General features: G+C 59.5%; 22 protein-coding genes and 1 pseudogene. 13 read left to right on the top strand and 10 right to left on the bottom strand.

Annotation, left to right across the window (positions count from 1 at the left end):
• The first annotated feature begins 132 nt into the window (after positions 1-132).
• The 5 genes from RHM68_RS11130 (at position 133) to RHM68_RS11110 (ending at position 6,279) form a co-directional block, all read left to right on the top strand.
• Positions 133-1,368 carry a 3-methyl-2-oxobutanoate dehydrogenase (2-methylpropanoyl-transferring) subunit alpha gene (locus RHM68_RS11130; RefSeq protein WP_322222894.1) on the top strand — a complete coding sequence of 412 codons (1,236 nt, stop codon included), beginning with the start codon at positions 133-135 and terminating at the stop codon, positions 1,366-1,368.
• A 1-nt stretch (position 1,369) separates the two neighbouring features.
• Positions 1,370-2,428, top strand: a complete 1,059-nt coding sequence (locus tag RHM68_RS11125; protein ID WP_322222892.1) for an alpha-ketoacid dehydrogenase subunit beta — start codon at positions 1,370-1,372, stop codon at positions 2,426-2,428.
• Complete coding sequence (locus RHM68_RS11120; protein ID WP_322222890.1) at positions 2,429-3,697, top strand: dihydrolipoamide acetyltransferase family protein; 1,269 nt, start codon at positions 2,429-2,431, stop codon at positions 3,695-3,697.
• A gap of 18 nt (positions 3,698-3,715) precedes the next feature.
• Positions 3,716-5,098, top strand: coding sequence for a dihydrolipoyl dehydrogenase (lpdA, locus tag RHM68_RS11115; protein WP_322222888.1), 1,383 nt, complete (start codon positions 3,716-3,718; stop codon positions 5,096-5,098).
• 161 nt (positions 5,099-5,259) lie between these two features.
• The gene (locus tag RHM68_RS11110) at positions 5,260-6,279 is read left to right on the top strand and encodes a branched-chain amino acid aminotransferase (RefSeq protein ID WP_322222886.1); all 1,020 of its coding nucleotides are present in this window, start codon (positions 5,260-5,262) and stop codon (positions 6,277-6,279) included.
• A gap of 53 nt (positions 6,280-6,332) precedes the next feature.
• Here the strand turns inward: RHM68_RS11110 and RHM68_RS11105 are convergent, their stop codons facing one another.
• Positions 6,333-7,178: a TIGR03915 family putative DNA repair protein gene (locus tag RHM68_RS11105; protein ID WP_322222884.1), complete on the bottom strand. Its 846-nt coding sequence runs from the start codon at positions 7,176-7,178 to the stop codon at positions 6,333-6,335.
• Positions 7,175-8,395, bottom strand: a complete 1,221-nt coding sequence (locus tag RHM68_RS11100) for a putative DNA modification/repair radical SAM protein (protein ID WP_322222882.1) — start codon at positions 8,393-8,395, stop codon at positions 7,175-7,177. Before RHM68_RS11100 ends, RHM68_RS11105 begins: the two co-directional genes overlap by 4 nt.
• 166 nt (positions 8,396-8,561) lie before the next feature.
• Here RHM68_RS11100 and RHM68_RS11095 point away from each other — a divergent pair, with 166 nt between their 5' ends.
• Complete coding sequence (locus tag RHM68_RS11095; RefSeq protein WP_322222880.1) at positions 8,562-8,903, top strand: hypothetical protein; 342 nt, start codon at positions 8,562-8,564, stop codon at positions 8,901-8,903.
• Here RHM68_RS11095 and RHM68_RS11090 read toward each other — a convergent pair.
• The gene (locus RHM68_RS11090) at positions 8,893-9,819 is read right to left on the bottom strand and encodes a LysR substrate-binding domain-containing protein (protein WP_322222878.1); all 927 of its coding nucleotides are present in this window, start codon (positions 9,817-9,819) and stop codon (positions 8,893-8,895) included. The genes RHM68_RS11095 and RHM68_RS11090 overlap by 11 nt on opposite strands.
• 94 nt (positions 9,820-9,913) lie before the next feature.
• On the opposite strand from RHM68_RS11090, the gene RHM68_RS11085 reads away from it, so the two are divergent.
• A complete protein-coding gene (locus RHM68_RS11085) occupies positions 9,914-10,522 on the top strand; it encodes a LysE family translocator (protein WP_322222876.1) in 609 nt (202 codons plus the stop codon).
• On the opposite strand, the pseudogene RHM68_RS11080 reads toward RHM68_RS11085, so the two are convergent.
• Positions 10,519-11,283, bottom strand: a pseudogene (locus tag RHM68_RS11080) (ArsR/SmtB family transcription factor). The gene RHM68_RS11085 and the pseudogene RHM68_RS11080 sit on opposite strands and share 4 nt — an antisense overlap.
• A gap of 82 nt (positions 11,284-11,365) precedes the next feature.
• On the opposite strand from RHM68_RS11080, the gene RHM68_RS11075 reads away from it, so the two are divergent.
• Entirely contained in the window at positions 11,366-12,490 is a 1,125-nt protein-coding gene (locus RHM68_RS11075) for a cytochrome P450 (RefSeq protein ID WP_322222874.1), read from the top strand.
• Positions 12,487-12,834 carry an antibiotic biosynthesis monooxygenase gene (locus tag RHM68_RS11070; protein ID WP_322222873.1) on the top strand — a complete coding sequence of 116 codons (348 nt, stop codon included), beginning with the start codon at positions 12,487-12,489 and terminating at the stop codon, positions 12,832-12,834. Before RHM68_RS11075 ends, RHM68_RS11070 begins: the two co-directional genes overlap by 4 nt.
• Positions 12,835-12,845: 11 nt before the next feature.
• Here RHM68_RS11070 and RHM68_RS11065 read toward each other — a convergent pair whose 3' ends face one another.
• Entirely contained in the window at positions 12,846-13,184 is a 339-nt protein-coding gene (locus RHM68_RS11065; protein WP_322222871.1) for an FKBP-type peptidyl-prolyl cis-trans isomerase, read from the bottom strand.
• 163 nt (positions 13,185-13,347) lie between these two features.
• Here RHM68_RS11065 and RHM68_RS11060 point away from each other — a divergent pair, with 163 nt between their 5' ends.
• Complete coding sequence (locus RHM68_RS11060) at positions 13,348-14,421, top strand: sensor domain-containing diguanylate cyclase (protein ID WP_322222869.1); 1,074 nt, start codon at positions 13,348-13,350, stop codon at positions 14,419-14,421.
• Between the two features lie 32 nt (positions 14,422-14,453).
• Here the strand turns inward: RHM68_RS11060 and RHM68_RS11055 are convergent, their stop codons facing one another.
• On the bottom strand, positions 14,454-14,876 hold the full coding sequence (locus tag RHM68_RS11055) for an RcnB family protein (protein ID WP_322222867.1): 423 nt from the start codon (positions 14,874-14,876) through the stop codon (positions 14,454-14,456).
• A gap of 118 nt (positions 14,877-14,994) precedes the next feature.
• On the opposite strand from RHM68_RS11055, the gene RHM68_RS11050 reads away from it, so the two are divergent.
• Positions 14,995-16,299 carry an MFS transporter gene (locus RHM68_RS11050; protein WP_322222866.1) on the top strand — a complete coding sequence of 435 codons (1,305 nt, stop codon included), beginning with the start codon at positions 14,995-14,997 and terminating at the stop codon, positions 16,297-16,299.
• Between the two features lie 32 nt (positions 16,300-16,331).
• Entirely contained in the window at positions 16,332-17,108 is a 777-nt protein-coding gene (locus RHM68_RS11045; protein ID WP_322222864.1) for a substrate-binding domain-containing protein, read from the top strand.
• Here the strand turns inward: RHM68_RS11045 and RHM68_RS11040 are convergent.
• A complete protein-coding gene (locus RHM68_RS11040; RefSeq protein WP_322222862.1) occupies positions 17,098-18,012 on the bottom strand; it encodes a LysR family transcriptional regulator in 915 nt (304 codons plus the stop codon). The genes RHM68_RS11045 and RHM68_RS11040 overlap by 11 nt on opposite strands.
• Positions 18,013-18,169: 157 nt before the next feature.
• On the opposite strand from RHM68_RS11040, the gene RHM68_RS11035 reads away from it, so the two are divergent.
• A complete protein-coding gene (locus RHM68_RS11035; protein ID WP_322222860.1) occupies positions 18,170-19,981 on the top strand; it encodes a monovalent cation:proton antiporter-2 (CPA2) family protein in 1,812 nt (603 codons plus the stop codon).
• Positions 19,982-20,031: 50 nt separating this feature from the next.
• On the opposite strand, the gene hcnC is transcribed toward RHM68_RS11035, so the two are convergent.
• The 3 genes from hcnC to RHM68_RS11020 are packed head-to-tail and all read right to left on the bottom strand — an operon-like array spanning position 20,032 to position 23,004.
• The gene (gene hcnC, locus RHM68_RS11030) at positions 20,032-21,291 is read right to left on the bottom strand and encodes a cyanide-forming glycine dehydrogenase subunit HcnC (protein ID WP_322222858.1); all 1,260 of its coding nucleotides are present in this window, start codon (positions 21,289-21,291) and stop codon (positions 20,032-20,034) included.
• On the bottom strand, positions 21,284-22,693 hold the full coding sequence (gene hcnB, locus RHM68_RS11025) for a cyanide-forming glycine dehydrogenase subunit HcnB (protein WP_322222855.1): 1,410 nt from the start codon (positions 22,691-22,693) through the stop codon (positions 21,284-21,286). The genes hcnC and hcnB overlap by 8 nt, the downstream gene beginning before the upstream one ends.
• Positions 22,690-23,004, bottom strand: a complete 315-nt coding sequence (locus RHM68_RS11020; protein ID WP_322222853.1) for a (2Fe-2S)-binding protein — start codon at positions 23,002-23,004, stop codon at positions 22,690-22,692. Before RHM68_RS11020 ends, hcnB begins: the two co-directional genes overlap by 4 nt.
• Positions 23,005-23,280 lie beyond the last annotated feature (276 nt).

The following is a 23,280-nucleotide window of genomic DNA, read 5'->3' as shown; positions in this document are numbered from 1 at the left end:
ACCGCCAGCGCAACAAAACAGAGAGAAATATTCTCCTTGGCCGGGCCTATGATTGTTGTAGGACAAAATTTCTTTATCAAAGAATGATTGCCAGCTCACTACAAGAAATTCACAAGATCGAGCGTAGAAGCCATGAACCAAGTTTACGAACCGCTGCGCCTGCACGTTCCCGAACCCTCGGGCCGACCAGGCTGCAAAACCGACTTCTCCTACCTGCACCTGACTGACGCAGGCTTGGCGCGCAAACCTCCCATCGACGTAGAGCCGGCCGACACCGCCGATCTGGCCAAAGGCTTGATTCGCGTGCTCGACGACCAGGGCAATGCCCTCGGCGCGTGGGCCGAAGGTGTTCCTTCGGATATCTTGCGCAAAGGCATGCGCGCCATGCTCAAGACGCGGATTTTCGACAACCGCATGGTGGTTGCCCAGCGTCAGAAAAAAATGTCGTTCTACATGCAAAGCCTTGGCGAAGAAGCCATCGGCAGCGCCCAGGCCCTGGCGTTGAACATCGACGACATGTGTTTCCCGACCTACCGCCAACAAAGCATCTTGATGGCTCGGGAAGTACCGTTGGTGGACCTGATCTGCCAACTGCTGTCCAACGAACGTGATCCGCTCAAGGGCCGTCAGCTACCGATCATGTACTCAGTGCGCGATCACGGCTTCTTCACTATTTCCGGCAACCTCGCCACTCAGTTTGTACAAGGCGTGGGCTGGGGCATGGCATCGGCGATCAAGGGCGACACGAAAATTGCCTCGGCCTGGATCGGCGACGGCGCCACCGCTGAATCCGACTTTCACACCGCCCTCACCTTCGCCCACGTTTACCGCGCGCCCGTCATCCTCAACGTGGTCAACAATCAATGGGCAATCTCGACCTTCCAGGCCATTGCCGGCGGTGAAGCCACCACCTTCGCGGGTCGTGGCGTTGGTTGCGGCATCGCGTCGTTGCGGGTCGATGGTAATGATTTTGTCGCGGTCTACGCCGCTTCTGCCTGGGCCGCCGAGCGCGCGCGTCGCAACCTCGGCCCGACCATGATCGAGTGGGTTACCTACCGCGCCGGCCCGCACTCGACTTCCGATGATCCGTCCAAATACCGGCCTGCCGACGACTGGAGCCACTTCCCGTTGGGCGACCCGATTGCGCGTCTCAAACAGCATTTACTGAAAATCGGTCAGTGGTCCGAAGAGGAACACCTCGCCGTCAGCGCTGAACTGGAAGCCGAAGTGATCGCCGCGCAGAAAGAAGCCGAGCAGTACGGCACACTCGCCGGTGGCCAGATCCCAAGCGCCGCCACCATGTTCGAAGACGTCTACAAAGAGATGCCGGAGCACTTGAAGCGCCAGCGTCAGGAGTTGGGGATCTGACATGAACGATCACAACAACGCTATTGAATTGGAAAACGCCATGACCACCACCACCATGACCATGATCCAGGCCCTGCGCTCGGCCATGGATGTGATGCTTGAGCGTGACGACAATGTCGTGGTGTTCGGCCAGGACGTGGGTTATTTCGGCGGTGTGTTCCGTTGCACTGAAGGCTTGCAGGCCAAATACGGCACCTCAAGGGTCTTCGACGCCCCCATTTCCGAAAGCGGGATCGTCGGTGTCGCCGTGGGCATGGGGGCCTACGGCTTGCGGCCGGTGGCAGAGATCCAATTCGCCGATTATGTGTACCCGGCGTCCGACCAGATCATTTCCGAAGCCGCACGCCTGCGTTATCGCTCGGCTGGCGAGTTCACTGCGCCGATGACCCTGCGCATGCCCTGCGGCGGCGGCATCTACGGTGGCCAGACCCATAGCCAAAGTATTGAGGCGATGTTCACTCAGGTCTGCGGTTTGCGCACCGTGATGCCGTCCAACCCCTACGACGCCAAAGGCCTGCTGATCGCCTCCATCGAAAACGATGACCCGGTGATCTTCCTTGAGCCAAAACGCCTGTACAACGGCCCGTTTGACGGCCATCACGACCGCCCGGTTACCCCATGGTCGAAACACCCTGCGGCGCAAGTTCCGGACGGTTACTACACCGTGCCGCTGGACGTCGCCGCGATCACGCGTCCCGGCAAGGACGTGACCATCCTGACCTACGGCACCACTGTTTACGTGTCACAAGTGGCCGCTGAAGAAACCGGCATTGATGCTGAAGTGATCGACCTGCGGAGCCTGTGGCCGCTGGACCTGGACACCATCGTCAAATCGGTGAAGAAAACCGGGCGTTGCGTGATTGTTCACGAAGCCACCCGTACCTGCGGTTTCGGTGCCGAACTGGTCGCGTTGGTGCAAGAGCATTGCTTCCATTACCTGGAAGCCCCCATCGAACGCGTCACCGGTTGGGACACCCCATACCCGCATGCGCAAGAGTGGGCGTATTTCCCTGGCCCGTCCCGAGTGGGCGCGGCTTTGCATCGGGTTATGGAGGTCTGAATGGGCACGCACGTTATCAAGATGCCGGACATTGGCGAAGGCATTGCAGAAGTTGAATTGTCGGCCTGGCACGTCAAGGTCGGCGATGTGGTGGTTGAAGATCAAGTGCTCGCCGATGTGATGACGGACAAGGCGATGGTCGATATTCCATCGCCGGTTCACGGCAAGGTGATTGCACTCGGCGGCGTGCCAGGCGAGGTCATGGCCGTCGGCAGCATTCTGATCAGCATTGAAGTAGAAGGCGCAGGCAACCTTAAAGAGTCAGTTCAGCCTGCGGCCGTGAAAGCGCTGCCGGCTGCGACACTCAAGGTTGAAACAGTGGTTGCGAGCAAACCGCTTGCGCCACCTCGCCCCGCAGCCGTGTGCCCGGGCCCGATGGTCGCTCGCGACACCGATGATCGCCCGTTGGCCTCCCCGGCCGTGCGTAAACATGCGCTGGACGCCGGTATTCCATTACGTCTGGTGCGAGGCAGCGGCCCCGCCGGACGGATTTTGCATGACGATCTGGATGCCTTCCTGGCGCAGGGTCAGTCAACTGCTTCGACGGCACCTGCTGCTTACGCTCAGCGTGATGAAGAAGAGCAGATCCCGGTCATCGGCATGCGCCGCAAAATCGCCCAGCGCATGCAGGACGCAACGCAACGCGCTGCCCACTTCAGTTACGTCGAGGAAATCGACGTCACCGCCGTGGAAGAACTGCGCGCACACCTGAATGAAAAATACGGCGCGACCCGCGGCAAGCTGACATTACTGCCCTTCCTGGTGCGCGCACTCGTAGTAGCCCTGCGCGACTTTCCGCAGATCAACGCCCGTTATGATGACGAAGCCCAGGTCATCACCCGCCTCGGCGCCGTGCATGTGGGTGTTGCCACGCAAAGCGACATCGGCCTGATGGTGCCGGTAGTGCGTCACGCCGAAGCCCGCAGCCTGTGGGACAACGCAGCTGAAATCGTGCGCCTCGCAAACGCTGCGCGTAATGGCAAGGCCAGCCGCGACGAACTGTCCGGCTCAACCATTACCTTGACCAGCCTCGGCGCGTTGGGCGGCATCGTCAGCACGCCGGTGCTGAACCTGCCTGAAGTGGCGATTGTCGGCGTCAACAAAATCGTGGAACGGCCCATGGTGATCAAAGGCCAGATCGTGATTCGCAAGATGATGAACCTCTCCAGCTCCTTCGATCACCGGGTGGTCGACGGCATGGACGCGGCGCAATTCATCCAGGCCATTCGTGGTTTGCTCGAACAACCGGCCACGCTGTTTGTGGAATAAGCATTTGTGGAGCAAGGCATGCACACTCTGAATACCACGCTGCTGATCATCGGTGGCGGCCCTGGCGGTTATGTGACGGCGATCCGTGCCGGCCAGTTGGGCATTTCGACCATTCTGGTGGAAGGCGAATCCTTGGGAGGGACGTGCCTAAACATCGGTTGCATACCGTCCAAGGCGTTGATTCACGTCGCCGAACAGTTTCACCAGACACAACAACACAGCCAGCACTCAGCGCTGGGCATCAGCGTTGCGGCGCCCACCCTCGACATCGGTAAAAGTGTCGAGTGGAAGAACGGCATTGTCGATCGTCTGACCACGGGGGTCTCGGCGCTGCTGAAGAAACATAAGATTCAGGTCGTTCATGGCTGGGCCAAGGTCATCGACGGCAAGACGGTGCAAGTCGGAGAGACACGTATTCAGTGCGAGCATCTGGTACTGGCCACCGGCTCGAAAAGCGTCAACCTGCCAATGCTACCGATTGGCGGGCCAATCATTTCGTCGACCGAAGCGCTGACGCCGAAAAGCGTGCCAAAACGGCTGATCGTGGTCGGTGGCGGCTACATCGGTCTGGAGTTGGGCATTGCTTATCGCAAGCTCGGGGCGGAGGTCAGTGTGGTCGAGGCTCAGGATCGCATCCTGCCCGCCTACGACGGTGAACTGACACAACCGGTCCACGATGAACTGAAAAAACTCGGCGTCATACTTTACTTGAAGCACAGCGTTGAAGGCTTTGATTCAAAAGATAAAATATTGAAAGTTCGCGACCCGAACGGCGACACACTGCTCTTGGAAACCGACCAGGTACTGGTTGCCGTAGGCCGCAAACCCAACACCCAAGGCTGGAACCTGGAAGCACTGAATCTGACCATGAACGGTTCGGCGATCAAGATCGACAACCGCTGCCAGACCAGCATGCACAACGTCTACGCGATCGGCGACGTGAGCGGCGAACCGATGCTCGCGCACCGTGCCATGGCGCAGGGTGAGATGGTCGCCGAGCTGATCAGCGGAAAAACCCGTGAATTCAACCCGACCGCTATCGCTGCCGTTTGCTTCACCGATCCGGAACTGGTGGTGGTCGGCAAGACCCCGGATGACGCCAAGGCTGCCGGCCTGGATTGCATCGTGTCGAGCTTCCCGTTCGCGGCCAATGGCCGGGCAATGACGCTGGAATCCAAAGCGGGCTTCGTGCGGGTTGTCGCCCGTAGAGATAATCACGTGATTGTTGGCTGGCAAGCAGTGGGCGTTGGCGTCTCGGAATTGTCCACCGCGTTTGGCCAAAGCCTGGAAATGGGCGCCCGGCTGGAAGACATCGCAGGCACGATCCACGCGCATCCAACGCTGGGCGAAGCGGTGCAGGAAGCGGCGTTGCGTGCCTTGGGGCATGCGTTGCACCTATGAGCGTGATTGATCGATCCCACGCGGAGCGTGGGATCGATCAATACGAGAGAGATCGAATTGCGGGCTGCGATTTAGGTCCGGAATGAAGTATTGTTGTCCCCATCCAAAAAACGTCAGAAGCCTTGAACCGTTTCGGCGGTTGTTAAGTGATAGAGGGTGTCATGGGTAACGAAAGCATCAATTGGGACAAGCTGGGTTTTGACTACATCAAGACAGACAAGCGTTTCTTGTCGTACTGGCGTAACGGCTCCTGGGACGAAGGCACCCTGACCGAAGACAACGTGCTGCACATCAGCGAAGGCTCCACGGCCCTGCACTATGGCCAACAATGCTTCGAAGGCATGAAGGCCTACCGTTGCAAGGATGGCTCGATCAACCTGTTCCGTCCGGACCAGAATGCCCTGCGCATGCAGCGCAGTTGCTCGCGCCTGCTGATGCCCTTTGTGGAAACCGAACAGTTCATCGAAGCCTGCAAGCAAGTAGTGCGCGCCAACGAACGCTTCATCCCGCCTTATGGCACCGGCGGTGCGTTGTACCTGCGTCCGTTCGTGATCGGCGTGGGCGACAACATTGGCGTGCGGACCGCACCGGAGTTCATCTTCTCGATTTTCTGCATCCCGGTCGGCGCCTACTTCAAGGGTGGCCTGACCCCGCACAATTTCCTGATCTCCAGCTACGACCGCGCCGCGCCACAAGGCACCGGAGCGGCCAAAGTGGGTGGCAACTACGCCGCCAGCCTGATGCCCGGCTCACAAGCCAAGAAAGCGAACTTCGCCGACTGCATCTACTTGGACCCGATGACCCACTCGAAAATCGAAGAAGTCGGCTCGGCCAACTTTTTCGGCATCACCCACGACGATAAATTCATCACGCCGAAGTCCCCATCGGTACTGCCGGGCATCACCCGTCTGTCGTTGATCGAGCTGGCCAAATCGCGCCTGGGCCTGGAAGTGATCGAAGGCGACGTACTGATCGACAAACTGTCGGACTTCAAAGAGGCCGGTGCTTGCGGTACTGCCGCAGTGATCACCCCGATCGGTGGCATCAGCTACAACGACAAACTGCACGTGTTCCACAGCGAAACCGAAGTCGGCCCGGTTACCCAGAAGCTCTATAAAGAGCTGACAGGCGTGCAAACCGGCGACATCGAAGCGCCAGCCGGTTGGATCGTCAAGGTCTAACCCGACGCCTGTCGCAAAACAGCCGCGCATTGCCTTGGTCATGCGCGGCTTTTTTATGAGCCATGTCCACGCTCGCTTTGTCCCGGCGCAATGCGCTTACCTGCTCTTTCCTTGATCCCGCTGGCCTGACCGTCCTGCTGCTTGCCTGTGCGCGCCTGGGTGATCAACCCCGGAATCAACGCACCCTCAGGCAGGTTTTTCCAGAACCGCGCGGGCAAATGCCCTTGCATGACTTTCGGGTTTAATCGCGCCGGATTAAAGATATGGCTGTAGTAGGTCAGCCACATGTTGCCATGCGGGTCGTCAACATTTTGCGCCAGTTGTTGCCACTCAACCGGGCATTGGCGCTGATGCACCAAGTGTTCGCCGTCGTAATAAACCCCGTCTCGCGGCGTCGCAATGAGCCAGCGGTGCCGCCCCATGCGGCCGATAAAATGCTCACTGGCGTTGAGCAGAATGTCGTGGGCTGGTTCGTACCAGGCGACATATTGGGGGCCTGCATCGCTGAGCGGCCGCTCAACGAAACGCACGAACGCATGCAGGTGATGAGCTTCACGCTGGACCTGTTTGATGCGCCGCTGCAATTCGCTGCCGAGTTTATCGCCCGCCATCATCGCGGTTCGATCCCCATGGCTGACCCGCCACAGCACCTCGTACAACAGGCTCCAGCGTTGATCACCGCGATAACGAGCGGCGTTTTCGAGCGTCCCCAACAACGCTGCCGGAATTCGCGCCTGAAATGGACCTGACTCGGCAGGCGGGGCCGCGTCACTGGCGAACAGGTCTTCAACGCCCTCTGAGGCCCAACTCACCAGACTTGGGTCGACCTCATGGCTCAGCAACCAACGGGCTTGCTGGCGCCATGTTTCGAACAAATCGTCGCAATCCAGATTGATCATCCCCACAGCCCCATTTGCTGCGGCTGAGGCCGGTCGCGCAGTTGCTGGTATAGCAAGTGGCTGGTGACCTCGGCCTGCTGCGGGTGGTAATCGCTGGTGATGAAAAACGGCTTGGCCTTGGCCAACACACAGCGCATCCGCGCCAGGTCTTCATAACGAATGCGCCGCAGACGGCGCAGTTCCACCAGCCGCTCGGTGGTGCGCAGGCCGATTCCAGGGATACGAGCGATCAACGACGCGTCGGCCCGATTGAGATCCAGCGGAAAAACTTCGCGGTTTTCCAGGGCCCACGCCAGTTTGGGGTCGATGTCCAGGGCCAGATGCCCCGGTCCTTTGAACAGCTCGCCCGCGGTGAACCCGTAGCTGCGCAGCAAAAAGTCGGCCTGATACAACCGGTGCTCACGCATCAGTGGAGGCGCCGCAAGTGGCACGCTCTTCGGACTGTCGGGGATCGGACTGAATGCCGAGTAATAGACCCGGCGCAGGCGGTAGTTGCCATACAACGCCTGCGCACTATGAAGGATGGTGCTGTCGTCGGTGTCATCAGCGCCGACAATCATCTGCGTGCTCTGCCCGGCCGGAGCGAACTTCGGCGCCCGGGGTTCGTTGAGCACCGTTTGCTCGCCGGTGTAGATGGTCTGCATCGCCTGTTTGATCGAACCCAGTTGTTTTTCCGGGGCAAGGATTTGCAAACTGGCATCGGTAGGTAATTCGATATTCACGCTCAAGCGGTCGGCATAGCGCCCTGCCTCCGCGATCAGCGCCGGGTCGGCTTCAGGAATGGTCTTGAGATGAATGTAGCCGCGAAACTCATGCTCTTCGCGCAGCAGTTTGGCCACACGAATGAGCTGCTCCATCGTGTAGTCTGCCGAGCGAATGATCCCGGAGCTGAGAAACAAGCCACTGACGCAATTACGTCGGTAGAAATCCATGGTCAGCATGACCACTTCTTCGGGCGTGAACCGCGCCCGTGGCACATCGCTGGAACGGCGATTAACGCAATACTGGCAGTCGTAGAGGCAGAAGTTGGTCAGCAGGATTTTCAGCAGTGACACGCAACGGCCGTCCGGCGTGTAGCTGTGGCAAATGCCCATGCCATCGGTGGAACCCAAACCGCTCTTGCCTTCTGAGCTGCGCTTGGGCGCGCCGCTGCTGGCACAAGACGCGTCGTACTTGGCGGCGTCGGCGAGAATGCTGAGCTTGTCGATGAGTTCCATTGGGCACGCCTTATACTGTTCATTCATACAGTATAGGGTCAGCCCGCGATGCACAACCCACCCGCACGCCCCTCGTCGGGTCAAATCAAGTCGGTGCGTTGTGCATTTGATCCGGAACCCTGCAACACTGTCGCCACTTCCGCCCCCTCCAAAGGCTTCGAACACAATGGGTAAACTCTGGCAAAAATACCTGGTGCTGCTGGATACCGACTTCACCACGCAAGTGTTCGACAACATCAAAAACTTGCTGGTTTGCGCCCTGCTACTGGCGGCTGGGACCAACGCGTTGCACAGCGACCATCTTATGTTCCTGGGTATGCTCGGCTCGAATCTTACCGGTTGGGGACTGATTGCAGTGTCGGCGCTGCTGATGCTGCTCAATGTCAGCGATGGAGTACGACGGCTGTCGAGGTTGCGCTATCACACGGTCTTCCAAATTATTCTGTTTCTGATTTACCTGGTACTGGCGGTTCGAGTAGTGGAAATAGTCTGGGATTTCAGGGTATAGCGCTGGCTGTACACGGCGCTTGCCAACACAGCGCATCGTCGGCAATCCGGGCAAACAACCACTCGACAAACACTTGCGTGGGCGCCGTCACCTGCGGCGCGACCCCGAAGTAATAGCGCGGCAACGGCATCCGCAACTCAGGCAACGGGCAGATCAGGCGTCCACTCGAGAGGTGGGTGCCCAGCAACGAGGTTGGGCACAAGGCTATCCCCTGCCCATCCACGGCCGCCTGAAGCACCAGGTGCATGTGATCGAACTGCCGGGTGAGTTGCGTGGCTGACTGGCTTTGACCAAAGTGCATAGCCCAATTGTGCCAATCCTCGCGACGGGCCTTGGCGGTCAGTAACGTGTGCCAACTCACAGACGTCAGCTCCTGCAAGGCCACGCGTTCGATCAACGATGGCGCGGCTACCAGCAGCAGTTCGTCTTCGAAGAGTGCTCGCGCCTCAATCTGCGGCGCCCAGTCGTCACGACCGCGGCGAATGACGATGTCGAATCGGTCGCGCGCGTGGTCAGGTGCCTGGGTTTGAGTGATGACCTGCGGTTTGATATCCGGGTGCTGTGCAATGAAATCCGCCAGCCTGGGCGCCAGCCAAAGCATAGCGAAGGACGGGCGCACATTGATCGTCACCGTCGGTAGCGAGGCATGCTGCTTGAGCGCAGTTGCGGCGTTGGCGATTTGTGACAGCCCGGCACTGACCTGCTCATAAAAGCGTTGGCCCGTCGGCGTCAACACCGATTGGCGGATGCGCCGCTCGAACAGCAATATGCCCAAATGTTCTTCAAGCAGTTTGATGTGCCGGCTGACGGCGCTGTGACTGACATGCAGCTCTTCGGCAGCCAGGCTGAAGCTCTGATGACGAGCAGCCACCGCGAAGGCGCGAACAGCATTAAGAGGCGGTAGTTGATTGATCATGCGTCTAATTTAGTTACCTATGCACTGCATTTAAAGCGTTTGTCACGCTCACGTCGTCCCGCCAATCTGCCAGCACCCCCTGACGGAGCAAGACATGCACAGCTACGGACTCTTTCTACTGTTCGCCACCCTGACCATTTTGAGCCCGGGGCCCGGCGTCCTACTGACTCTGTCTAACGCCGTGCGCCATGGCTGGACGGGAGCGGTGCCGGGAATTCTGGGAATCGCGTCGGGGGCGTTTGTCGTCGCCGCCATCAGCGCCACCAGCGTTGGCCTGATACTCAGCAGCTCGGCGAACGCCTTTACCGCGTTGAAGTACGCAGGAGCCGCCTATTTGTTGTACCTGGGCTACAAAAGTTGGCGCTCGGACTGTTTTAATCGACGGCTTGAAGCCCGCCCCTCAAGCTCAGGCTATCGCTTCCTGGAAGCGGCCTCGCTGCAGTTCTTAAACCCGAAGGCGATCTTTTTCTTTCTCGCCGTGTTCCCGCAATTCATCGACACTTCGGCACCGTTCTATGGCCAGTTTTTCAAGCTGGTCGCCTCCTATGCCCTTCTGGTAATCCTCGTGCATGGCAGCTACGCCTCGCTCGCCAATCTCGCCAAAGGCTGGTTATCGAGCCCGAAAGGATCTTGGCTGGCCGCTAAAATATCAGGCGTGACCTTCATAGGTTTTGGCGTGCTCATGGCTTCGGCCAGTCGCTAAGTTGTGGGGCTGGCAGTCGCCCGGCCCCGTGGCTGGGTTGCCCTGGAATTTAAGGGCGTTATTTGCACCGGGAGTTCAATGGCGAACCGTCTACCCAGTTCTTTTCGCCCTGAGGCCGTCAACGTCAGTGCCCGACTGTGCAGGTCCTGAGTGACCCATTGGTGCTTGATCGCCGTTTGCAGCAACGCTGCGCCCAGCGCCCCACCCAAGTGCGGCCGGCGCATGCTCCAGTCAAGGCAAGGGCAGGCGAACCGCCGACGCAGCGCGGTTAAATTGGAGACGACTATGCCCAACCCTTCGAACACCGCAACGCCGCTATCGCTCACCTGATACGTCTGCTAAGCGGTTTCCAGCAACCACCCGGCCTCAATCATGCGGTCATGCAACAGCACCGCCAAGGTCCCAGCCATATGGTCGTAGCAGGTACGGGCGAATTGCAGCCGATCCGGCGTTCCAGGCGTGAAGGCTGGCACACGGTTCTGGCCGATCACCATCAAGGCTTCGAGCGCCTGAGCGACACGTTTGTCGGCGAGGCGGTAATAGCGATGGCGACCTTGAGCGTGCAAGCGCACCAGCGCCAGTTCCTTGAGTTTGGCCAAGTGAGCGCTGGCCGTTGAAGCGCTGACCTCAGCAATTGCCGCCAGCTCCGTGCTGGTGCGAGCGTGACCATCCATTAATGAGCAGAGGATTTTGGTGCGGGCCGGTTCAGCAATCGCCGCCGCCACCTGCGAGACGCCAATGTCATGTTGTTCTGCGTTCATATTTCGCTCACGGACGAATCAAGGCTTTGTCGGACTGGAGATAGTAGCAACACTTTCCCCACCCAGAACAAGGCGACATCCCATGGACCCGATCATTGCTGCGACTCATGCCGATCCTTACCCCTATTACGCAACACTGCGCACCGAGGGCGGATGGGCGTTTCACGACGGACTAAAAATGTGGGTAGCCAGCAGCGCAGACGCCGTGGCGGCGGTAATGGCGCACCCGGATTGTCGGGTTCGACCGTTGAACGAACCGGTTCCCAAGGCGATCGCCGAGGGCGATGCGGGCAAAATTTTTGGACAATTGATGCGGATGAACGAAGGTGAGCGCCAGCGTTGTCCCCGAGCGGCGATCGAGCCGGCGCTGGCGGCAGTTAATCTGAGTGACGTCAGGGCACGCGTCAGTGCGCGATGGATCACTGCGGGAGCGCAGGGGCTGTACAACGCGATGTTCCGAGGACCGGTGTCCGTGGTCGCCGCGCTACTGGGGTTTTCGCCGGCACAAGCGCGGGCGATCAGTGAGTTGACGGCAGACTTTGTGGCATGCCTCTCGCCGCTCAGCGAGCAGACCCAAGTGATGGCTGCCCAGGTCGCGGCAGAGCTGCTGCACAGCTATTTCATTGAGCTTTTGGATGACGCTTATGCACAGACGCCTTTGCTCAAGGATATCCAGCAACGCTTTGCGATGGCCTCCTCCGACCACGACATGCTGATCGCCAACCTCATCGGCTTATGCTCCCAAACCTATGAAGCCACGGCCGGGCTGATCGGCAACGGGTTAGTGGCGTTGATTCGACAACCGTCATTACGCAACGAAATGACCGGTGTGGACGAACTGATCGGCGAAATCCAACGCATCGACCCTTCGGTCCAAAACACCCGGCGCTTTGTCGCTGAGCCCTGCGAGATCAACGGTTCAAGCCTAAGGCCTGGGGATGTGATTCTGCTGATACTGGCCTCGGCCAATCGCGACCCACTGCTCAACGACGACCCCGACGCCGTGTGCCTCAGCCGTGCGAACCGACGCAGCTTCAGCTTCGGTGCCGGGCGCCATCAATGCCCTGGACAAGCATTGGCACTGAGCATCGCCAGCGCGACGCTGACACAGATTCTAGAGGCGAACCCCGTGTTGGATCGACTGACCTGGCATTACCGCCCGTCCCTCAACAGCCGTATCCCCATGTTTATCGAGGCTCAAGCATGATCGCCGTGATTTTCGAAGCGTTACCCCATCCCGAACACCGCCAACGCTACCTTGACCTCGCCGCTGCGCTCAAACCGCTGTTGAGCGACATCGATGGTTTCATCTCCATCGAACGCTTCCAGAGCCTGGCAGACCCGGAAAAACTGCTGTCGCTGTCGTTTTGGCGCGACGAAGCCGCCGTCGCCCAATGGCGCACCCTGGAGCGTCATCGCATGGCACAGACGGCTGGGCGAGCGCAGGTATTTGCCGATTATCGATTGCGAGTGGCAAAGGTGACGCGGGACTACGGCCTGGAGGATCGAAAGCAGGCCCCGGCGGACAGCCGGGAAGTGCATCACGGCTGATGAGGAACGCCTCAATCATCGCGTGTCAGCACTTCCAGCAGCTCAATTTCAAAGATCAAATTCGAATTCGGCGTAATCGCCCCCATCGACCGCTCGCCGTAAGCCAGATGGGCCGGCACCCACAGCTTGCGCTTGCCGCCGACGTGCATGCCAATGATCCCTTGGTCCCAGCCCTTGATCACTCGACCGGTGCCGATCACACACTGAAAAGGTTTACCCCGGCTGTACGAAGAATCGAACTCCGTGCCGTCTTCCAGCCACCCACGATACTGGGTGGTAATCAGCGCACCTTTGACCGCCGCTTTGCCATCACCCGACTCAAGGTCGATTATCTGCAATTCATCATTCATTACGTTCACTCGATATTTCACTCGCCTGACGGGCCAGAGGGTCGCCGTTTTCCCAGAAATACAAGCGTTTGGCAAACGTTTAGACCTGTTTTTGGCCTCGTCGTGCATTAATATCACCACCACCTTCGCGCACGGTTTGACACACCATGATGGCAACCCCTGAATGAGTTCCCTCTGGATCAACGCCGCCCTTGGTTTGGTCGCACTCGCGCTGCTTATTGCGCTGGCCTGTCGCGAGCGCGTCCTGCAAAGGCAGTTGGCTGAATCCCGCTCACTGATCGCCAAGCTCTGCGCGAACCAAAATGTCCAGCAAGACCCCGACGCCGAGCGCTTCAAGCGCAGCCAATACTTCGCACGCATTGGCACTTGGGACTGGGAGGTGGATACCGACCGGCTCTATTGGTCGGACGCAATCTACGGCATGTTCGGGTTCAAGATCGGCGAAATAACGCCCTCCTACGCACTGTTTTGTGCCTGCGTACACCCGGATGATCGGCTCAAGGTGCGCGCTGGAGAACTGCGCTGCCTGGAAACCGGCGAAAACCATGACGAGGAATACCGTGTGGTCTGGCCCGATGGCAGCCTCCGCTGGCTGCGGGAAACCGGCAATGTGGTGAAGAACGACCACGACGCTACGGTCAAGATGATGGGCGTGGTACGCGACATCACCGAAGAAAAAGCCTCTGCCAGTTACCTGCAACACTTGGCCCACTACGACCCGCTCACGGGCCTGCCCAACCGGCTAGTGCTGGAAGAACGGCTATCAGCGGCACTCGAGCAGGCACGCATCAGCGACACCCGAGTGGCGTTGGTGTTTATCGATTTGAACGGTTTCAAGGCAATCAACGACCATTACGGTCATGCGGCCGGCGACCGAATACTGATCACTACGGCTAATCGGCTCAAGCGACTCCTGCGCGCCACCGATACCGTCGCCCGCATTGGCGGCGACGAATTTGTGGTCATCCTCCAGGGTCTGCCCCCAGGCATCAACCTGCAAGACGAAGCCCGCAGCATCTGTCAGAAAATCTTCGCCGAACTCTCACCCCCCGTGACGATTGGCAAGGACCAGCGCCATATCGGCACCAGCTTGGGGGTGGCGGTGTTTCCCGATCATGCGCCTAGCATGGACCTTCTGATTCATATCGCGGACCTGGCGATGTATGAGGCCAAGCGCAGTGGCAATAATCAGTATCGGTTGGGAAATAGCAGCTCGGCGCCTGCGTACAGCGAATAACCAACAGTGCGCCGAGCCCGCGTATCGTCGGCTTAACGCTCCACGGGCGCGATGTCCATGATCGTGCCGTTGGTAATCATCACCATCATGTATTTGTCATTAATCTGCACCCACTGGGCCTGAGCCTTGGGCGCCTTCAAGCCTTTCTGCTTCCAGTTATTGACGGCTTTTTCACTGCGCTGATAAACCTCCGGTGCCCGGTCACCCACGACCAGAGTGCGGCTGTTGTTGACGCCAGGCTGCACGGTTTTATGCGCGGGATCGGCGGCTTGAACACCAGGGGCGATAGCAGCCATACCGCCGACAAGGGCGAGGCAGGCGATAAGGGTCTTGCTGTTCATCAATAAACCTCCAGGAATGTCGGGGTGCTGGTGATCCGACTGCACGCGCAACGAATCATTCCTTACTTTAGCGACGATTGTGTGGTGAAAAAAGCATTGATCCGCTTGGCGCATCAATGCATGCCAACTATGCACTTATCATATCGATGCCCTTGCGCCACTATCCGCGCCAATAAGAACCGTGCGCTGCCGCCACGCCGCGCACGTCATAAAAGCGGTGGAGTACACAGTCATGACAGCCTTAACCCAACGGCCTGCAACATCCAGTCGCTCAAGGGCCAGCGCTATATTCCGGGTGACCTCGGGCAATTTCCTGGAACAGTTCGACTTCTTCCTTTTCGGCTTTTATGCCACACAGATCGCGGGCGTGTTCTTTCCGGCCAGCAGCGAGTTTGCCTCGTTAATGATGACCTTCGCTGTGTTTGGCGCAGGTTTTCTGATGCGTCCTCTGGGCGCCGTGGTGCTGGGGGCCTACATCGATGACGTGGGGCGGCGCAAAGGACTGATCGTCACCTTGTCGATCATGGCCAGTGGCACGATTTTGATTGTGCTGGTGCCGGGATACGCAACCATCGGCCTGTTCGCCCCCGCACTGGTGTTGATTGGCCGCTTGCTGCAAGGCTTCTCGGCCGGCGCGGAACTGGGCGGTGTCTCGGTGTACCTTTCGGAAATCGCTACGCCAGGGAAAAAAGGTTTTTTCACCAGTTGGCAATCAGCCAGCCAACAAGTGGCGATCGTCATTGCGGCAGCGCTGGGCTATGGCCTGAACCAATGGATGGCTCCGTCAATGATTGCCGATTGGGGCTGGCGGATTCCGTTTTTCGTCGGCTGCATGATCGTGCCATTCATTTTCCTCCTGCGCCGTAACCTGGAAGAAACCGAAGAATTCGTTGCCCGTAAACACCGCCCAAGCATGAGCGAAGTGTTCCGGACCCTGGCCCTGAACTGGCAGACAGTGATCGCTGGAATGATGATGGTGGCCCTGACCACTACCGCGTTTTACCTGATCACTGTTTACGCACCGACCTTTGGTAAAACCGTGCTGCACCTGAGCACCTCCGATGCGCTATTGGTGACCTTGCTGGTGGGCGTCTCGAACTTTTTCTGGCTGCCAATTGGCGGAGCGTTGTCGGATCGCATCGGGCGGCGCCCGGTGTTGATCACCATGAGCCTGCTGACGCTGTTCACCGCATACCCGGCGCTGACGTACCTGGTGAATGCGCCGAGTTTCATCAACATGCTGTTGGTCCTGCTGTGGTTGTCATTCATCTATGGCTTGTACAACGGCGCAATGGTTGCCGCCCTCACCGAAATTATGCCGGTGGAAGTGCGGGTAGCCGGTTTCTCGCTGGCCTATAGCCTGGCCACGGCCGTGTTCGGCGGATTCACCCCGGCGATGTCGACGCTGCTGATTCAATACACCGGCGACAAAGCTTCCCCCGGCTATTGGATGAGTTTTGCGGCGCTCTGTGCCCTGTGCGCGACGCTGTTTCTCTATCGCCGGTCCACCGGTCGTCTGCAACCTGTCGTGTCGTGAACCACCCGCCCCACAACTGCCAGAGGCATTCGATGAAAACGCTATTCAACTTCGCGATCCTGGGCCTGGTAGCCGGCCTGGGCCTGAGCCCTCTGGTTCAGGCACAAGAAATCCACGTCATGACCTCCGGCGGTTTCACCGCGGCCTACAAAATCCTCGGCCCGAAATTTGCCGCCATCACCGGTAACACTCTGGACACCGCCCTGGGGCCGTCCATGGGCAAAGCGCCAGAAGCGATCCCCAATCGCCTGGCACGGGGCGAACAGGCCGACGTGGTGATCATGGTCGGCTATGCCCTCGACGAGTTGATCAAACAAGGCAAAGTCGATCCCGCCTCGCGAGTAGAACTGGCAGACTCGCGCATCGGCATGGTGGTACGCCAAGGCGCACCGACACCTGATATCAGTTCCGTCGACAGTTTGAAAAAGACCTTGCTCGACGCCACGTCAGTGGCCTACTCCGACAGCGCCAGCGGCGTGTACATCGAGGAGCAACTGTTCAAACGACTGGGCATCGAAGACACGCTCAAACCGAAGTCGAAGATGATCCCGAAAATCCCGGTGGGCTCGGTTGTTGCCAACGGCGACTATCAGTTGGGCTTCCAGCAGGTCAGCGAGTTGCTACCGGTGCCGGGGGTCACGTTCGTGGCGAAGATTCCAGAGTCGGTGCAGTCGGTGACTCGGTTCGCTGCCGGCATCCCGGTTGGGGCGCAACACCCGACTGACGCCAAGGCCTTGCTCGATTACCTGGCCTCCCCGGCCGCCCAATCCGATGTACAGGGCACCGGCCTGGATTCTGTCAGTCACTGATAGTCGGCTGCTGGATTTTCATGTCCACCACCAGACGCTCCAGCGCCAGTGCCGCCGGGGTCAACGTCCGCCCCCGGCGCTTGATCAAACCGACGCTGCGCATGACCTGTGGAGCGGTGAGCGGCACCCGAGTCAGAATCGGGTGATCCGCCGCCGGCATCGCCATCAACGGCACCGCCGCTACACCCAGCCCGGCCTCCACCAACCCGATCATGGTCGTCACATGCCGGGTTTCACAAATGCTCGGCCGCTGCGGCACCACGCCGGCCAACGCCTGATCGAGCAACAAGCGGTTGCCTGAGGTTTTGTCCAGCGAGATGTAATCCTGCTGATAAAACTCGTCCCACGTCACGCTGCTGCGCCCGGCCAATGCATGATCGCGCCGACATGCCACCACGTACCCTTCCTGTACCAGCGGTTCAAAATCGACCTTGGCTTCCAGCGAGCCCATGAAGCTCAGGCCAAAATCTGCTTCGCCATTGATAACCGCACTGAGCACGTCATGGGCGCTGGAGTCCAATAATTTGACCTTAATCCGTGGAAACTGCTGATGGTAGCGAGCGATCACGCGCGGCATGAAGTAGTAAGCCGCCGACGGAACGCAGGCAACGGTGACGTGGCCGAGCCGGGTCGAGGCCACCTCACTAATGCCCAGCAGCGCCACGTCGAGATCGTCCAGCAAGCGCTCGACGCTGGGCATGAAACAGCGCCCGGCCTGGGTCAGGTTGACTCGACGCGTGGTGCGCTCGAACAGCTTTACACCGAGTGCTTCTTCGAGCTTCTCGATGCGCCGACTCAGCGCCGGCTGGGAAATGCGCACCGTGTCGGCGGCCTTGCGAAAGCTGCCCTGCTCTACCACGGCGCGGAAAGCTTGCAAATCATTAAGGTCGAAATTGATGGCCACAGTGCGCACTCGGGAACGGGCAGATTGATCAGCTTATCCTATGAATGTAACTAATTGATGCAGGTTATAACCTGAAAATCGCAGGGCTTTGCTGACGCATCCGCCTACAGCCTTTATCCTTGGCAGTCACGCCGCACCTGATTTTTGGAGTTTCGCCATGCCGCACGAAGGCAATCTGTTGCAAGCCGCTGTCGTCTTTCTGTTGGCGGCGGTGCTGACCGTGCCCTTGGCCAAACGCCTACAGTTGGGCGCTGTACTGGGCTATCTGTTTGCCGGTGTCATCATTGGGCCGTCGGTTCTGGGGTTGATCGGGAATCCGCAAAGCGTTAGCCACATCTCCGAGCTGGGGGTGGTGTTGTTGCTGTTCATCATAGGGCTGGAGCTGTCGCCACGACGGCTGTGGGTGATGCGCAAATCGGTGTTCGGGGTCGGTCTGGCGCAGGTGTTGCTCACCGGTTTGGTGATTGGCGTATTGGCGTTGTTTGTGTTCGGGCAATCGTTCAACAGCGCCCTCGTTTTAGGCCTGGGGCTTGCGTTATCGTCCACCGCGTTTGGCCTGCAAAGCCTGGCCGAACGCAAGGAGCTGACCAGCCCACATGGGCGGCTGGCATTTGCGATTCTGCTGTTCCAAGACATTGCCGCGATCCCGTTGATCGCCATGGTGCCGTTGCTGGCGGGCGGCGACCACACGACCACGGCGGCCGAAGATTTGAACCATGGCTTGCGCGTACTGGGCAGCATTGCGGTGGTGGTCATCGGCGGCCGCTATCTGCTGCGGCCGGTGTTCCGGGTCGTGGCCAGGACTGGCCTGCCGGAAGTCTCTACGGCCACGGCCTTGCTGGTGGTTATCGGCACAGCGTGGCTGATGGACCTGGTCGGCGTGTCCATGGCCTTGGGCGCGTTCCTCGCGGGCTTGCTGCTTGCCGACTCCGAATACCGTCACGAACTGGAAGCCCAGATCGAACCGTTCAAAGGGTTACTGCTCGGGTTGTTTTTTATCAGCGTCGGCATGGGCGCCAATTTGAGTCTGTTGCTAAGCGCACCGATCACCGTACTCGGCCTGACCCTGTTGCTGATCGCCCTTAAACTGCCGCTGCTGTTCGTCGTCGGTCGTTTGGCCGGTGGTTTGGGCAAGGTCAGTGCGATTCGTCTGGGCATCGTGCTGGCGGCCGGCGGCGAGTTTGCGTTCGTCGTGTTCAAGATCGGTCGCGACCAAGGGCTGTTCGAACCGCGTCTGTACGACTTGCTGGTGCTGACGATTACCTTGTCCATGGCGGTAACGCCGCTGTTGTTGCTGGTCTGCGCGCGACTGTATACGCCCAAGGTCCAGGCCGTAGTGGTGCCGGAGAAATTCCGCGAAATCGATACCGACACGCCACGGGTGGTGATCGCTGGCATGGGGCGCATGGGCCAGATCGTTGCGCGGATCCTGCGGGCGCAGAACATCAAGTTCGTCGCCCTCGACACCTCGGTGGAAACCATCGAGCTGTCGCGCAGTTTTGGCGGTGTGCCGGTGTTCTATGGCGACCCGATGCGTCCGGAAATCCTCAGTGCGGCCAAGGTCGAGCAGGCAGAATATTTCGTCATCGCCACCGACGACCCGGACACCAATATCAAAACGGCTGAATTGGTACATAAGCTCTACCCACACATGAAAATCATCGCCCGGGCCCGCAACCGGCAGCATGTACACCGGTTAGTGGACTTGGGTGCCGAGGCGGTGCGAGAAACCTACTACTCCAGCCTGGAAATGAGTCGGCGCACACTGGTCGGTCTGGGGCTGACCCAGGCCCAGGCCGACGCCCGGATCAAACGCTTCAAGCACCACGACGAACAGGTGCTGGAAGCCCAGCATGCGATTTATGACGACGCGGCGAAGGTCCTGCAAACCGCCCAGGAAGCCCGAACGGAATTGGCACGGCTATTCGAAGCGGATCAGTTAGAGGAGGAGGAAGCGGGCAAGGCTTGAATCGCCAGATGACGACGAAGCGATTCGCACTGCCCGCAAAACATGGGGCGTCAGGCTGTTTCCAGTTCCTTGACCTCAACGGCGGGCTTCACCTCAAACCGATCCGCGAGGAACGGTGTGATGTCCAGCGGCAGGGGTTCGTGGCGAACCAGTTTGTCCAGCAGCACACCGGTAATCGCCGAGGTCAGGATGCCGGTGCGGAAGTGCCCGCACGCATTGAGATAGCCTTCGACCCCTTTCATTGGCCCTAAAATCGGCAGTTCATCCGGCGACCCAGGGCGCAAACCGGCCCAGGTGCGTTTGAGGTTTACATCCGCCAGTTCGGGAATGCAGCGGACCGCGCCTTGCACCAGACCGGCGATTTCAGGGTAGGTGGTGGTCACGTCGAACCCTTTGTCTTCGGTGGTGCTACCGATCAGGATTTCACCGTTGTCCTTTTGCGCCACGTAGCAATCGCTGGTGGTCAGGCAACCGCGTAAAATTTTTGGCATGCGCTCGGTGAGCAAAATCTGGCCCTTGACCGGGTTCACCGGTATGCGAATGCCCGTAGCCTGCTCACTCAGGTCGGCCGCCCAGGCGCCCGCCGCGTTGATCAGCGTGGTGCAATGAAACACCCCCGCCTCGGCCGTTTGCACGCCGGTGACCCGCGAGCCGTGGTGCAGCACCCCGGTCACGTTGGTGTTGAAGTACAGATCGACGCCATTCTGCCGCGCCCCTTCGGTGTAGGCATCCGCCAGGCGGAACGGGCTAACCTGGTGATCACACAGAAACTCCAGCGCGCCCCGTGCCTGATGGCTGACACTGGGCTCCGCTTCACGCAGCGCCGCCTGATCGAGCCAGCGCACCTGGTCGGCCAAGTGTGGAATGCAGGCAACGATGTGCTCGGCGTAGAGCCGGTCTTCATCGTCATAAATCACGAATTTCAAACCGGTCTGTTCGAATTTGAAATCCATCCCGTGGTTGTCCCGCAACTCTTTGTGCAAGGCCGGGTACATCGCGTTGGACTGCAAGGCGAAGTCGAAGAATGACGGCGGCAGAATATGCGGTGTGCTGGAATCCACCACCACCGCTGAACCCTGAGCGTCGCGCTTGCGATTGGCCGACATCATGCGAAAGAAAATCACCCCGCACCCCAACCCCACCGATTCGCCAATGGCCCACAAGCCCCCCGCCGAAGCCCGCGTCGCGTTCCCCGGCCGCTTGGCATCGATCAGGGCAATTTTGAGGTCTTTGCGCTTGGACAACTGATAGGCGCAGGACGCCCCGATCACGCCGCCGCCGGCGATGACCACGTCATAGAACTTACTCATGGCGGGTGGCCTCCGTGGCGATGGACTGAAAAGCTGACAACGGAATCGGATCAATCGGAAAGCGCGGACGCAACCAGCCGACGTCCTTGCGTCCGGTGGCTTCACGCAGCCGGTCGCTGCAATAGCCGACGCACATCCTTCCCTGACAGTCGCCCATGGTCACGCGGGTACGCATTTTCAGGCCAGCCATGTCTTGCACGCCCTGCTCCAGCGCTCGATCAATGTCGGCGCGGGTGGCGTGTTCACAGCGGCAAATCACCGTATCGGCAGCCGGCAACGCGGTTTGCCCGGCACCGCGTTCGGTGTAACGGTCGACGGCGGCGCGAAAGCGCACGATGGCCTTGAGTTTGGACAGGCAACGATCGCGACGCACACAGGCCAGTTCAGCGTCCAGCACGCCCCGTTGCAGCAGGATGGAAACCGCCGCGATACGACCCGCCAGCATCGCCGCCTCACCACCACGAATCCCGCCCATGTCGCCCGCCAAGTGAACATGCGGCGCGCTGCTTTGCTGCCAGGTATCAGCGCTGGCTCGCAAGTAACCGTCAGGGCTGAAACCGTGGCTCAGGCCCATCTGCTGGCTGAGCTGGGTGCGCGGAATGAAACCATAGCCGACCGCCAGGGTGCGGGCGGCAATCTGTTCGGCGCGGCTCATGTCCGGCACCCAAGTGCTCGAATACGGCGCTACGGTCACCGAGCACAATTCGCCCTCGCCTTTGGCTTCCACGACACCCCAGCCATAGTGCAGGGGTATGCCGTGCAGTTTCAGGTAGGCGAGCATGCTCAACCCGTCGAGGAAAAGCTGCGGCTGGTTCAGCAAGGACAAGCTCTCGCGAGCGATTTTGCCAAAGGCGCACGCCTCATAAACACCGGCGACAGTCACACCCGAAGCGTGCAACTGGGTCGCTACCAGCGGCAGCAACGGACCGGTTCCGGCGATGACCACTGGGCCTTGAGGCTTGACCACACCACTTTTGATTTGCAGTTGCAAACCGCCCAACAGAATCACGCCCGGCAACGTCCAGCCAGCAAACGGAACGCTGCGTTCATGGCAACCGGCGGCCAGCAACAGCTGCGTGTACTCGATTTCCTGCAAACGCTCATCGGCGTCCAGCACCACCAGCGCATGCGTGCCTTCGGCTCCGACCACGCGCTGGTTGAGGCGCACGTCGATCAGCCCTGCGTGCGCATGGAACTCGCCATGCAATGTGGCCAGGGCTTCGGAGTAACGTGGCCCAAGGTAATCCAACTGGACGCCGTCGCGTAGCGGCCCGCGATAAACCACGCCGCCGAGCCGCGAGGCTTCTTCCAGCAAAGTGCTGCGTACACCGTGCCGCGCCAGTTCAATGGCCGCGGCCATGCCCGCCGGCCCGCCGCCGACGATAACCGGAGGCAGGCTCATAGTGCCTCCTGCTCGGCAATGCGATTAACCTGGGTTTCGACGGTCATGCCTTCTCGCACGACAGTCTGGCAGGCACGGCGCTTGTGGCGACCATTGATTTTTACCAGGCAGCATTGGCACACGCCCATGCCGCAATAGGCGCCACTGATCTGATCGTGATCGTTACGCGCCACCTGGCGCAAACCAAGGGCTTGAAGGACGGTAAGGACGGTTTCGCCAATCGCGGCGCTGACCGCTTGGCCGTTGATGTGCAAAGTCATGTCCGAGCGGACCAGCGGCTGGATATCGAAGGTTCTGTCTAGGCGTTGCATTGCGATTTTCTTCCGTGAAGGGTTCAGATGAGGTTCGTCAGCTCCATGCTGCACTGCACCCTGCCAGCCAACTGCGCAGGCAGATTTCAAAGCGCCGGCATTGGTATTTCGGCAGCGCAACGCGTGTGCGCCCAACCAATGTAGTCGATGCCGCAGAAAGGACCTGGAGCATTCAAGGTAAGACATATATCGAACAAAAATATTGATCCAGGCCATAGAAAACAATCAGACAACCGTCCGGCTATCAGTTGAAAAACACCGGCTGACCCCAGAAAG

The sequence above is a fragment of the Pseudomonas sp. DC1.2 genome, from assembly GCF_034351645.1.
Classification (GTDB): domain Bacteria; phylum Pseudomonadota; class Gammaproteobacteria; order Pseudomonadales; family Pseudomonadaceae; genus Aquipseudomonas.
This window is presented reverse-complemented; position numbering and strand designations above follow the sequence as displayed.